General features: G+C 67.2%; 10 protein-coding genes and 2 tRNA genes. 10 read left to right on the top strand and 2 right to left on the bottom strand.

Annotation, left to right across the window (positions count from 1 at the left end; all coding sequences use genetic code 11):
* Window positions 1-42 precede the first annotated feature (42 nt).
* The 3 genes from RR42_RS21965 to RR42_RS21955 all read left to right on the top strand — a co-directional run bounded on the left by RR42_RS21965 (window position 43) and on the right by RR42_RS21955 (window position 2694).
* Complete coding sequence (locus RR42_RS21965) at window positions 43-1254, top strand: sensor domain-containing diguanylate cyclase (protein WP_043353001.1); 1212 nt, start codon at window positions 43-45, stop codon at window positions 1252-1254.
* 126 nt (window positions 1255-1380) lie between these two features.
* Entirely contained in the window at window positions 1381-2298 is a 918-nt protein-coding gene (cysK, locus tag RR42_RS21960; RefSeq protein WP_043352998.1) for a cysteine synthase A, read from the top strand.
* 195 nt (window positions 2299-2493) lie between these two features.
* Window positions 2494-2694: a hypothetical protein gene (locus RR42_RS21955; protein WP_043352996.1), complete on the top strand. Its 201-nt coding sequence runs from the start codon at window positions 2494-2496 to the stop codon at window positions 2692-2694.
* Window positions 2695-2713: 19 nt separating this feature from the next.
* Here RR42_RS21955 and RR42_RS21950 read toward each other — a convergent pair whose 3' ends face one another.
* Window positions 2714-4447 (bottom strand): hypothetical protein, encoded by a 1734-nt coding sequence (locus RR42_RS21950; protein ID WP_043352993.1) that lies wholly within the window; start codon window positions 4445-4447, stop codon window positions 2714-2716.
* A 627-nt stretch (window positions 4448-5074) separates the two neighbouring features.
* On the opposite strand from RR42_RS21950, the gene RR42_RS21945 reads away from it, so the two are divergent.
* The 4 genes from RR42_RS21945 (at window position 5075) to RR42_RS21930 (ending at window position 9417) form a co-directional block, all read left to right on the top strand.
* Complete coding sequence (locus RR42_RS21945; protein WP_043352991.1) at window positions 5075-5365, top strand: hypothetical protein; 291 nt, start codon at window positions 5075-5077, stop codon at window positions 5363-5365.
* Window positions 5366-5655: 290 nt separating this feature from the next.
* Window positions 5656-6825 carry a 4-hydroxybenzoate 3-monooxygenase gene (gene pobA, locus RR42_RS21940; RefSeq protein ID WP_043352988.1) on the top strand — a complete coding sequence of 390 codons (1170 nt, stop codon included), beginning with the start codon at window positions 5656-5658 and terminating at the stop codon, window positions 6823-6825.
* Between the two features lie 98 nt (window positions 6826-6923).
* Window positions 6924-8330 carry an MFS transporter gene (locus RR42_RS21935; RefSeq protein WP_052494852.1) on the top strand — a complete coding sequence of 469 codons (1407 nt, stop codon included), beginning with the start codon at window positions 6924-6926 and terminating at the stop codon, window positions 8328-8330.
* Window positions 8331-8583: 253 nt separating this feature from the next.
* Window positions 8584-9417, top strand: coding sequence for a hypothetical protein (locus RR42_RS21930; protein WP_043352985.1), 834 nt, complete (start codon window positions 8584-8586; stop codon window positions 9415-9417).
* A gap of 170 nt (window positions 9418-9587) precedes the next feature.
* Here RR42_RS21930 and RR42_RS21925 read toward each other — a convergent pair whose 3' ends face one another.
* Window positions 9588-10115, bottom strand: coding sequence for a metal-dependent hydrolase (locus RR42_RS21925; protein WP_043352982.1), 528 nt, complete (start codon window positions 10113-10115; stop codon window positions 9588-9590).
* A gap of 168 nt (window positions 10116-10283) precedes the next feature.
* Here RR42_RS21925 and RR42_RS21920 point away from each other — a divergent pair, with 168 nt between their 5' ends.
* From RR42_RS21920 to RR42_RS21910, 3 genes are all read left to right on the top strand, one after another.
* The gene (locus tag RR42_RS21920; protein ID WP_043352981.1) at window positions 10284-10685 is read left to right on the top strand and encodes a hypothetical protein; all 402 of its coding nucleotides are present in this window, start codon (window positions 10284-10286) and stop codon (window positions 10683-10685) included.
* Window positions 10686-10894: 209 nt separating this feature from the next.
* Window positions 10895-10970 (top strand) — tRNA-Glu (locus RR42_RS21915).
* A gap of 78 nt (window positions 10971-11048) precedes the next feature.
* A tRNA-Asp gene (locus RR42_RS21910) sits at window positions 11049-11125 on the top strand.
* Window positions 11126-11276: the final 151 nt, after the last annotated feature.

Here is an 11276-nt window from a genome sequence, read left to right as displayed (position 1 = left end):
ACTCCCGCGCGGCGATGCTGCGCCGAACTCGATGGGAATCTCATGCAGTCAGATGAGGGCACTGCCGTGATGGCACTGCTTGTCCTGTTCACCGCCACGCAAATCATCCTCGCGGCCCTGATGCTGGCTTTGCGCCATAGCGCCGTGGGCCGCGCATGGGTCGCCGGCCAGGTGCTGGCCTGCGCCGCGGGCCTGTTGGTGATCGACGCGCGCGGCGGGCCCGCCTGGTTCCTGCTGGCGGCGCCCGCCCTGAGCGTGGCCGCCCAGTTGCTGACCCATCGCGGCGTATCGCTGACCGGTGACCGCCCTTCGGCACCCGCGCCGCTCACTGCCGGCGTGCTTGCCATCTCTGCCGTGCTGGCCGCCGCTGTGCTAGGCAGCGGCAGCCGCCTGGCCGAAGTCACCGGCTACGTGGTGGCAGCCATCACCGCCGGCTTCACCCTGGCCTGCCTGCTGCAGCGCCGGCTCGCGCTGACCCGCCGCAGCCGCCCGCTGGTGCTTGCCGCTTGCAGCGTGCAACTGCTGGCGCAATGCTGCGGGCTGTATGCGGTGCTGGAAGCCGGCGCCCCGGTGCCGGCCCTGAGTGCCGAGGCCTTGCTCCAGCTGCGCCTGCTGCCCGCCCTTGTTGCGATCCTCGCGGGCCTGGCGGGCTTCACCTTGATGACCATGGAAGCCATGCTGGCCAAACAGGAGAAGCAGGCACGCCTCGATGCATTGACGGGGCTGCTGAACCGCGGTGCCATGGATGGCGCGGCGATGGTGCTGGCCGCGGAATTCAACCGCCACGGCCATCCGCTGAGCTGCCTGGTGATCGACATCGACCGCTTCAAGTACATCAACGATAGCAGTGGCCACCGCGCCGGCGACCGCGTCCTGCAGCAGATCGGCCGCGTCCTGCAGGAAGCGCACCGCAGCGCGGACCTCGCGGGCCGCTACGGTGGTGAGGAGTTCTGCGTGCTTTGCCCGCATACCACCGAAGCCGATGCCCTCCTGCTGGCCAACCGCATCCTGCGTGGCATCCGCGCCATCGCATTGCCAAACGAGCTTGGTGGATTCGCCAGCGCCAGCATCGGCGTTGCGCAGATCCGCGAGCGCGAGGACGGTGGGGCCGCCACCTGGGACAAACTGTTTGGCAGCGCGGACCGCGCCTTGTATGAAGCCAAGCGGCGTGGCCGGGGCCGGGTCGTGCTCGCCTCCGAGCTGGAAGCGCTGCCGGCGCGCTGCCTGCCCGCACGCGCCAAGGCCTGCCACTAAGCGTTGGCGTACGCCAATATGACGGGGAAATCGCATCGTCGACGCGCCGCCCGCTAGAATCCTCCAGTGCATGCTTGTCCGGACCCGTTTGCCAGTCCGGTTCGAAACCATCCCTGGAGATACTGAATGAAGGCCGACAACATCCTGCAGACCATTGGCAATACGCCCCATATCCGGGTTCAGCGGCTCTTTGGCGATACCCATCAGGTCTGGATCAAGTCCGAGCGCGCCAACCCGGGAGGCTCCATCAAGGACCGCATCGCGCTGTCGATGGTCGAGGCGGCCGAGCAATCCGGCGTGCTCAAGCCGGGCGGCACCATCATCGAGCCCACCTCGGGCAATACCGGGATCGGCCTGGCCATGGTGGCGGCGGTCAAGGGCTACAAGCTGGTGCTGGTGATGCCGGACAGCATGTCGGTGGAACGCCGCCGCCTGATGCTGGCCTATGGCGCCACCTTTGACCTGACCCCGCGCGAAAAGGGCATGAAGGGCGCCATTGCCCGCGCCGAAGAACTGGTGGCGGCCACGCCGGGCGCCTGGATGCCGCAGCAGTTCGAGAATCCCGCCAATATCGAGGCCCACGTCAACACCACCGCGCTCGAAATCCTGGCGGACTTCCCGCAGGGCATCGACGCCCTGGTCACCGGCGTGGGCACGGGCGGGCATATCACCGGCTGCGCCCGCGTGCTCAAGCAGAAGTGGCCCGCGCTGAAGGTCTACGCCGTCGAGCCGGTCGCCTCGCCGGTCATTTCCGGCGGCGCGCCCGCGCCACACCCGATCCAGGGCATAGGCGCCGGCTTCATCCCTCGCAACCTGGATACCGCCCTGCTCGATGGCGTGATCCAGGTCGACGCCGAGCCGGCACGCGAAATGGCGCGCCGCGCCGCGCGCGAGGAGGGCATGCTGGTCGGCATTTCGTCGGGTGCCACCCTGGCCGCGATCGCACAAAAACTGCCGGATCTGCCGGCCGGCGCCACCGTGCTGGGCTTCAACTACGACACCGGCGAGCGCTATCTCACCGTGGAAGGCTTCCTGCCCGCCTGAGGCCACGCAGCATTGCTGGATTCTCTTCGGGCGGCGAAGCTCGCCGTGGACCATACTGGAGATTGACAGGCGCCGGCGCAAGCATGCGTCGGCGGCCGAATCCGCCTGGATGGCGCGCCAGCGGCCCCGCCGCCCGGCGCGGCAGGGCTTGCCATGACGTTGACACAGGCATTGACACGAGGACAAGGAGCTGAGATGAGCATCCCGAGTTATGAAGTCGCCCGACTGGCGTCCCTGGCGGTGCGGCTTGCGCTATCTTCCGGTCTGTCGCACGAAGAGATGCAGGCTGCGCTCAGCCTCGCGGCCACCATGATCGAGCAGGATGAAGGCGCAACGCCCGAAAACACGGCGGCGGCAGAGGTGCCGCACGCCAAGGTGACACGCACGATCCACTAAAGGCGCGCGGCGCGCTCCCTCAACCCAGCAAACCCGCCCAATACAGCTCCGCCGCCGCCAGCACTGCCCGCATCTGGGTGGTGTGCGCCAGGCGAAACGCATCGCCATAAACCGTCTGGTCCGGAAATTCGGTGACCAGCGTGAACGGCACCGTTGACCGGGAATCCTCGAAGATCATGCAGGGAATGCCGTTTAGCACCGGGAACGGCACCTCACCGGCGTGGTTGCCCCAGGTCGCCAGCTGGCGGGCGTTGAACGCAGCCAGATCCGGCGAAGCCGCCAGTTGCGCAGTCAGCGCCTGCATGAACGCCATGCCATTGCGCCCGGCGTGGTGGCGCAGGATCAGGAAAAAGCCCTTGGGAATGGTCCAGGTCTCGAAGCCCGGCGGCACGTAGCCGGTGAGTGGCCGCGTCCATTCGTGGGCGGGGTAGCCGTGCAGGCTCATGTGCAACCCGGCGCCAGTGCGCTCGATGGCTTCCAGCCGGGCCGCTTTTTCCACGAAGGGCGGCGCCGTACGTGCCTCCAGGTCATCGCCCAGCGCGGTGTAACGCGCGGCATGCGACATATGGCGCGGATTGTCCTCGCGCAACTGCACATGCAAGGCCGCGCCGTCCGGGTTCTCCAAGGCGATCAGGGCAAAGTGCGCATGCGGCCGCTGCTTGAGCGCATGCGCCGCGCGCAGCGCCCCCACCACGCCGGACGTTTCGTTGGCATGCTGGCCACCGGAAATCACCAGCCCGGGCAGCGAACCTTCGATGTGGGTGCCGTGGACCATGCGCCCCTGCGTGGAAAGCACGCTGAAGCGCTTGCCGCCCAACGCCTGCATCTCGATGGCTACCGCCTCTGGCGTCAGGGGCTGCGAGAGCCCGGCAAGCGCACTCGGGGACAGCGGGGCCGCAGCCGCGTCAGCCGGCGTCACTGCCGCGACATGCGGGTGCGGCAGCAATGCCACCCGCACCCGCGTGGCCCCCTGCGCGTGGCGGACCTCGGGCACGATCTGGCCGGGCTGCAAGGTGCGATCGCCACGCGGCAAGCCGGCGCGATCCTGGAAGAACTCCAGAATGGAGAAATACAGGTCCTCGTGCAGGGCCTCGCGCGTGCTGATGCATTCGTCCTGATAGGACAGCCGGCGCTCGATGCCACCCGTGTCGATGGCGATGCGAAGCACATCGAAACAGGGTCCCTGCCGGCCCCAGGCATGGCCGCGGATCGCATCCATGGCGGCGGCGAATGCCAGTTCGTACTCGGTGGCGAGCGGGCCGTCCTCCAGCACGGCGCCATCGCGCGACAGACGCAGCCACCCGCACGGCGCGCCGGAGGCCGCGAGCGGCACGAACACGCGGTGGGCAATGCCATCCAGCCCGACGACGTAGTGGCGTTCGTCGTCGCCTTCGCTCAGGCGAAGGCTGCCTTGCGGCAGCATGCCGGCAAGCGGATAGGCTTCAAGCCGGAAGCGCTGCGACTGTCCCGCCGTTGTGGCCGCGGGCAGGCGCACGGAAATCTCGCCCGCGGCGGCGAGGCGGCCGCCATCGTGTTCCAGCGCCAACGCGTCGAGGAAGAAATGCAGCAGTGGCTTGTAAGCGCTGTGGATCGCCGCCTGCACGCCGGCGGCGGCAAGCCGCTGTTCGGCCGCGCGGCGCGTGGCGACGTCGTCGAAGACCCAGGCTTGCACCTGTACGCCGGGCATCGCCGCAACGCGCTCAACCAGGGTATCCAGTGTGTGCGGGATGGAGGTATCGAGCAGGATCGTCATGGCTGGCCTTGGCGCCGCGCGCGGCGCGATGGGTGTCGGATCCGGCATTATAGGCAGGCTCCCGATTGCCCGCGCGAACGCCCCCGGCTGCCCGGGAAGGCACCTTCCCGGGCGCTTGCCTCGCGCGCTCCAGTCGTGGCGCCAGACGGCAAAGGCGTTCGCAGGCGATGCCGGGCCGCAGCACATTTGCTCGTGCACATTTTCTTACAACCCGGACATACATTGACGTCACAGGATCGCTAAGCTGCCCCCCTTGAGCAAGCCTTGTCTTGCCACTCCAAGGAAAGTACGCATGAGCCGCTCCCTTTCTCACGCAACCCGACTTCCTGCCGCGCACGCGCGGCGGCCCCGATGAAGTGGTCCACCATCGTGCTGGTGCTGCTCGGCTGGCTGGGCGGCTGTGCCGCCATCGGTTGGCTGCTGATGGCCTGCTCGGGCATGTTGTCCCAGTAAGCCACGCTGGCGCACGGGCGGGCATCGCACCGCTCGGCCATCGATTGCCCAAGCCATCGGAGCATCAACCACGCGCCATTTCGTAACGGGGTATTTCATCGGCGCAGCCGGATACGGCCGCGCGCCCCGACCATCACTGGCCCATTTCCGCCATTTTCCAGGCAAGGAGAGACCATGTACGATCACGCCGCCCAGCCGCGCGAGAACCACGGCACCTTCACCGCAAGCGCCATGCAAGACACGCCATCACCGCGCACAAGCCCCGCGCGCCACGCTCGCGCCGCGCAGGCCAACGTCACCGCTGGCGACGTACTGATGTCGGATATCGGCCCGCTCAAGCTGTGCCGCCATTGCGCAGAGCACTGGCCGGCCGACGGCGAGTTCTTCGCGCGGGACACGCGCCGCCAGGACGGGCTTGAACACATCTGCAAGGCGTGCCGCAAGGAACAGCGCGCGGGCCGTTGAAGCGCTTCGGCATGTATGGAATGTGAAGGCTGTCGCGCGCGGACGGCGCGCTCGGACGCGTCGCCGCGCACGCTGGAAAATATCGCAAATCCAGCAAAAATCCAGTCAAAAACCTAGGGTTTCCCCCAACATCACCGGGATATTCCTGCACATTCCGCACCGGATATGGATGTTCGTTTTGTCCTGTTGATGGTTCGTTCCGTCTATTCCCTCCCGTCCCTGGCGCCGCTATTGTTACGTTCAATGGTTACGTTCAATAACAGCCCCCACCCCGCACCAGGAGACACACGATGCGCACACAAGTCGCCATCATCGGCGCCGGCCCCGCCGGCTTGCTGCTAGGGCAACTGCTCGCCAAGGCGGGCATCGATGCGGTTATCGTCGAGCAACGCAGCCCCGACTACATCCTCGGCCGTATCCGCGCCGGCATCCTTGAAAGCGTGACCGCCGATGCGCTGGAGCGCGCTGGCGTGGCGCAGCGCCTGCAGCACGACGGCCTGGTTCACCATGGCATCGAACTGTCCTATGGCGGCGAGCGCCACCGCATCGACTTCCACGCGCTGATCGGCCGCTCGGTCACGGTCTACGGCCAGACTGAGGTCACGCGCGACCTGATGGCCGCCCGGCAAGCCGGCAATGCCGTCACCATCTACGACGCGCAAGACGTCAGCGTGCACGACTTCGATACGGCCACGCCCATGGTGCGGTATCGCAAGGGCGGCCAGCAGTACGAACTGCGCTGCGATTTCATCGCTGGCTGCGACGGCTTTCATGGCGTCACGCGGCGCAGCGTGCCCGAGCCGTCCAGGCGCATCTTCGAGCGGGTCTATCCCTTTGGCTGGCTCGGCGTGCTCGCCGACACACCGCCGGTGGCCAATGAACTCATTTACGCCAGCCACGAGCGCGGCTTCGCGCTGTGCAGCATGCGCTCGCTCACGCGCAGCCGCTATTACGTGCAGGTGAGCGCCGACGAACGGGTCGAGGACTGGTCCGATCAACGCTTCTGGGACGAACTGCGCAGCCGGCTCGATACTAGCGCCGCCGAGGCGCTGGTGACGGGCGCGAGCATCGAAAAAAGCATCGCGCCGCTGCGCAGCTTTGTGTGCGAGCCGATGCGCTTCGGCAACCTGTTCCTGGCGGGCGACGCCGCGCATATCGTGCCGCCAACCGGCGCCAAGGGCCTGAACCTGGCCGCCAGCGATGTCCTCTACCTGGCCGACGGCCTGATCGCGCGCTACCTGCGCGACGATGCCAGCGAGCTGGACGCGTACTCGCAGAAATGCCTGCGCCGGGTCTGGAAGGCGGAGCGCTTCTCGTGGTGGATGACATCGCTCCTGCATCGCTTCCCCGATGCCGATGACTTCGCGCTGCGCATCCAGCAGGCCGAACTGGATTACCTCGCTGGCTCGCGCGCCGCCCAGATGTCGCTGGCGGAGAACTACGTCGGCCTGCCGTATTGAATGCGCTGAATACGCGCGCGGCCACGCGGCAAGCCTTGAAACACCAGGAAAACCAGAGCATTCGCCGCCAACGAGCGGCATAGCAGGAGACCCGCACCATGACGCCCCCAAACAGCGGCCAGCCGGCCGCATCCCCTGACCGTGCGCGCCGTCCCGGCACCAGCATCGACGTCCAGCAGTTCATCGACAGCCAGCCGTTCTCGCGCTTCCAGTGGATCATCCTGATCCTTTGCTTCCTGATTGTCGCGGCCGATGGCTTCGACACCGCGGCGATCGGCTTTATCGCGCCAATGCTGGCCAAGGAATGGGGCGTCAGCCGCGCCCATCTCGGGCCGGTGATGAGCGCGGCCTTGTTCGGCCTGGCTGCCGGCGCGCTGGTGGCAGGGCCGCTGGCCGACCGCTTTGGCCGCAAGGGCGTGCTGGTCGGCTCGGTGCTGTGCTTCGGCGGCTGGAGCGTGGCCTCGGCCTTCGCGAGCTCGCTCGAAGCGCTCACGGTGCTGCGTTTCCTGACTGGCCTCGGCCTGGGCGCAGCCATGCCGAACGCGGTCACGCTGATGTCGGAGTACGCGCCCACGCGGCGCCGCTCGCTGGCGGTCAACGCCATGTTCTGCGGCTTTACGCTGGGCTCCTCGGCCGGCGGCTTTGCCGCAGCCTGGCTGATTCCGCACTATGGCTGGCATTCGGTGCTGCTGGTGGGCGGCGTGGCGCCGCTGCTGCTGGCCGTGCTGCTGATCCTTTTCCTGCCGGAGTCCGTGCGTTTCCTGGTGGCGCGCAAGGCCCCGGACGCGCGCATCGCCGCCGCGTTGTCCAAGGTCCACCCGGGCGTACTGCGCGCAGACGAGCGCTTTCATGTGCAAGAGGCCGCGCCCACCGGCGCTTCCTCGCTGCGCACCATCCTGATGCCGCAGTTCCGCAGCGGCACCGTGTTGCTGTGGACCACGTACTTCATGGGACTGCTGATCTTCTACCTGCTGACAAGCTGGCTGCCGACGCTGTTCGCCGACGCGGGCTACCCGATCGAGAAGGCCGCGCTCATCACCGCCCTGTTCCCGCTGGGCGGTGGCATCGGTACGCTGACCGTGGGCTGGCTGATGGACCGCGGCCATCCGTGGCGCATCGTGGCCGGCACCTACGCGCTGACTGGCGCGCTGGTCTATGCGGTGGGCCACGGCGCCGGGGATGTGTTCCTGCTCGGCGTGCTGGTGTTTGCCGCCGGCACCTGCATGAACGGCGCGCAATCCTCCATGCCTACGCTGGCCGCCGGCTTCTATCCCACGCAATGCCGGGCCACGGGCGTGGCCTGGATGCTGGGCATTGGACGCTTTGGCGGCATCGCCGGCGCGCTGCTGGGCGCGCAGATCCTGGGATTGGGATGGAGCTTTGGCAAGATATTCGGCCTGCTCTCGCTGCCCGCCTTTGTTGCGACTGCCGCGCTGCTGATCGCCTCGGCACGGCCACGCGCCGCTGTGCGGCCTGCCGTTGGCCAGCACGATGCCGCGCACTGATCGCCGCGCCACCCCTCAAACCATTGATCCAGCGTCGCCATGAGTGCCTGGGTAACCCGGTTGCGTCCATCCTTCATTGGGATGGTGTACCGGCGCGATTGGTTCGCTGGCCCACACACCCTGTGTTGCTACAGGCAGGAAGCGGCACCGCCCGCTTTGCCTGCCGTGCGGCCTGCGTCTACCATGCTAGCAAAGGTAAGCCCGGCTACAGGGCGGATGTACCAGAGAGAAATCGTGGTGAGGCGGGGACATTTTGGCGAATTACCTGGAAGAGTACTGCGCGCGCATCCGGCGCGCAGCGGCGACAGCCGTGATCGACAAACCGGTGCTGGTGGATCGCGATGGCATCTACGCGATGTGCTACGTGCCGTTCGAGCACAGCCATGAGCGCGCGCGGCTGGTATTGGTGAGTACGACGCCCGGGCACATCCACGTGCAGCTGGCGGCGGAGCTGACCGAGAGCCTGCTGCAGCGGCATGCGCCCGGGCGCACCATCCAGCGCGAGAACAAACGGCGCGTGGAACTCGGCGGCCCACTCGTGCGGCCCAACCTGATTCGCATGCTGGATCACTTCGGCATCGCGCAACTGGTCGGCCTGCCCGGCGCCGCGGCGCTGTGGGACGAAGGCTTCGAGCGGCTGCAGCCGCTGGCCTTGCTGCCCTATGCCACCACGCGGCGCGGCCTGGCCTTCGATGGCGACCTGAAAGAACTGATGGCGGTGCCGATGCTGCGCAGGGTGTTCGAGAACCTGTTCCTCGGCGCGCTCGGGCAGATGGATGACCAGGCGCTCTACCTGGCGCTGGGGCGTACCGCGTGGTCCGCGCTGGGCCATGCCGCTGACCGTGGCCTGCTGCAGCGCCGGCAACTGCTGGGCATGATGCCAGTGCCCGCGCGCGCGGGCAGCATGGTGAAGTACTTCCTGCGCGAGGTCAGCGTCGATGCACTCTCCCCGCGTGACCCCGTGCGCCATCGCACCGCATGGCTCGACGCCGCGCATGACGAACTGGTGGCGGCAGTGCGCCGGCAAAGCCGGCATGACGCGGGCGCGAGCCAGCCGGGCACGGCGGCGACCTGCCTGGAGGCTTGAAGCCGGCCGCCAGCCACCTCTCGATATGCCGAAGTCATCACCCCACGTCGGTGGGGTTCATGTTGCACTTTGGCGCGCCGTTAGCCATCTGCGAGGGAATTGCCTCCCTCGACATTCCCGATCGGCGGCCCCTTGTGGCCGCCTCTTTTTTTGTGCGCTCGCTCAGGCGCTCAGACCCGCAGGTGCCAGGCCCGCAGGTACTGCAACAAGTCCAGCCCATGCGTGCCGTGGAACCACACGTGCCGCGACAACGCCAGTGCACCCATCCACGAAGCCGCGACCACCAGCAGGTCGCAGCGTCCGCTCTTCCACCAGTTCAGCGAATGCCGCCCGAGAATCCAGGGCACGCCGAGTGGGTTGGGCCAATCGGCCAGCAAGTGCATCAGCCCGCCACAGGCAAACCCGAACGCCGGCGCGGCCAGCGCATGCGCGCCCAGGGCGCGGTGCGCGAACACCAGCAGCGCCAGCCAGGCGATGCCCCAGTGCGTCCAGGTACGGTGTGTGATCCACAGCCGGCGGGATCCGGACCACCAGGCGACCTCCAGCCAGTCAGGCGCGCCGCCGCCGGCCACGCCCGCAAAAAAGGCAAGCACCGCGGCCATGTGATACGGGCCGCCGGCACCGGACTTGGCGACTACCGCGGCGGCGGCGAGGCCTGCCGCCCATCCGGTGGCATGGTGTGCTTTGCTGGAAGCCATTACGTTGATGCGCCCATCCGGGGCCATGAAATGAAGGGGCGCAATGGTGGCAGATCGCACCGCAAAAGAACAGCGCTCGGAGCCCGGGTTCGGCTTGCACGTATCCACCGCGCGCACTAAGTTGGAAGCTGCTTGCGGCAAACGCGCCGCGCACCTTGGGAGCGGGTCATGAGATCGCAAACTGCCCGGCAGGCCCGCGCAATCCTGGCGGCATCCCTGTGGCTAGCCGCGGCGGCACATGGCCAGCCGGTGGAATCCGGGCCGCTCACCATCGGCGGCTCGCTGGTGGTGGAAGGCCCCCTCACCGTTCATGGCACGCTGACCGTGGACGGCAGTGTCCTTGCGCACGGCCCGCTGACCGCAGCCTGGTTTGCCAATCGCCCACCGGTTTATGGACAGCCGCCTGGCGCAGGGCGGCAAAAGGTGTTTCACGGCCCGCTCACCGTGCACGGACCCTTGGTGGTGGAAGGCAACATGCTGGTCAACGGGCCGGTCAACGTCGATGGGCCGCTTAGCGCGGGCGGCAGCATCGACGCCGACGGCCCCATGCGCGAGCGGCGGCGCCAATGACGTGAGAGTCAACGCGAAACGCAGGCGATCCCGCATGGACAGCATCGCGGCCCTGCCCCTGTCCCTGTCCTGGCAAATATGGCTAGGCGATGCGCGCCGTTTGACGATTTGCGAGGGAGAATAAACAGGGGCTTCCCATCGCAAAAAAAGGGCGCTATAATCGCGCCCCTCGCGACACGAAATGCAAATGACGTAGCGAGCAAGTCTAAGTCCCCATCGTCTAGAGGCCTAGGACATCACCCTTTCACGGTGAGTACAGGGGTTCGAATCCCCTTGGGGACGCCAGTTTCGAGAGCAACGCCACCAAGCGCAGCCTCAACACGAGCGTCGGAAACCGCGACAAGCGGGTTCCACAGCCACTGCGGAGTGGTAGTTCAGTTGGTTAGAATACCGGCCTGTCACGCCGGGGGTCGCGGGTTCGAGTCCCGTCCACTCCGCCAGTCAGTATATGTAAGGGCTTGCTGCTATCGAAATAGCAGCAAGCCTTTTTTTATTCCAGGCCTGGAATACCTGCCCTTGATGCGGCACCCGGCGCGAGTTGCGATTGAATGCGCCGCCCGGCGCCTGCGCGCAGCGATAGCGCCTGTGCCG

The organism is Cupriavidus basilensis (assembly GCF_000832305.1).
In the GTDB taxonomy this organism is placed as follows: Bacteria; Pseudomonadota; Gammaproteobacteria; order Burkholderiales; family Burkholderiaceae; genus Cupriavidus; species Cupriavidus basilensis_F.
This window is presented reverse-complemented; position numbering and strand designations above follow the sequence as displayed.

Coding starts and splice junctions, on each gene's coding strand:
- RR42_RS21965 (WP_043353001.1), top strand. CDS start 43: ATGCAGTCAGATGAGGGCACTGCCGTGATGGCACTGCTTGTCCTGTTC.
- cysK (WP_043352998.1), top strand. CDS start 1,381: ATGAAGGCCGACAACATCCTGCAGACCATTGGCAATACGCCCCATATC.
- RR42_RS21955 (WP_043352996.1), top strand. CDS start 2,494: ATGAGCATCCCGAGTTATGAAGTCGCCCGACTGGCGTCCCTGGCGGTG.
- RR42_RS21950 (WP_043352993.1), bottom strand. CDS start 4,447: ATGACGATCCTGCTCGATACCTCCATCCCGCACACACTGGATACCCTG.
- RR42_RS21945 (WP_043352991.1), top strand. CDS start 5,075: ATGTACGATCACGCCGCCCAGCCGCGCGAGAACCACGGCACCTTCACC.
- pobA (WP_043352988.1), top strand. CDS start 5,656: ATGCGCACACAAGTCGCCATCATCGGCGCCGGCCCCGCCGGCTTGCTG.
- RR42_RS21935 (WP_052494852.1), top strand. CDS start 6,924: ATGACGCCCCCAAACAGCGGCCAGCCGGCCGCATCCCCTGACCGTGCG.
- RR42_RS21925 (WP_043352982.1), bottom strand. CDS start 10,115: ATGGCTTCCAGCAAAGCACACCATGCCACCGGATGGGCGGCAGGCCTC.
- RR42_RS21920 (WP_043352981.1), top strand. CDS start 10,284: ATGAGATCGCAAACTGCCCGGCAGGCCCGCGCAATCCTGGCGGCATCC.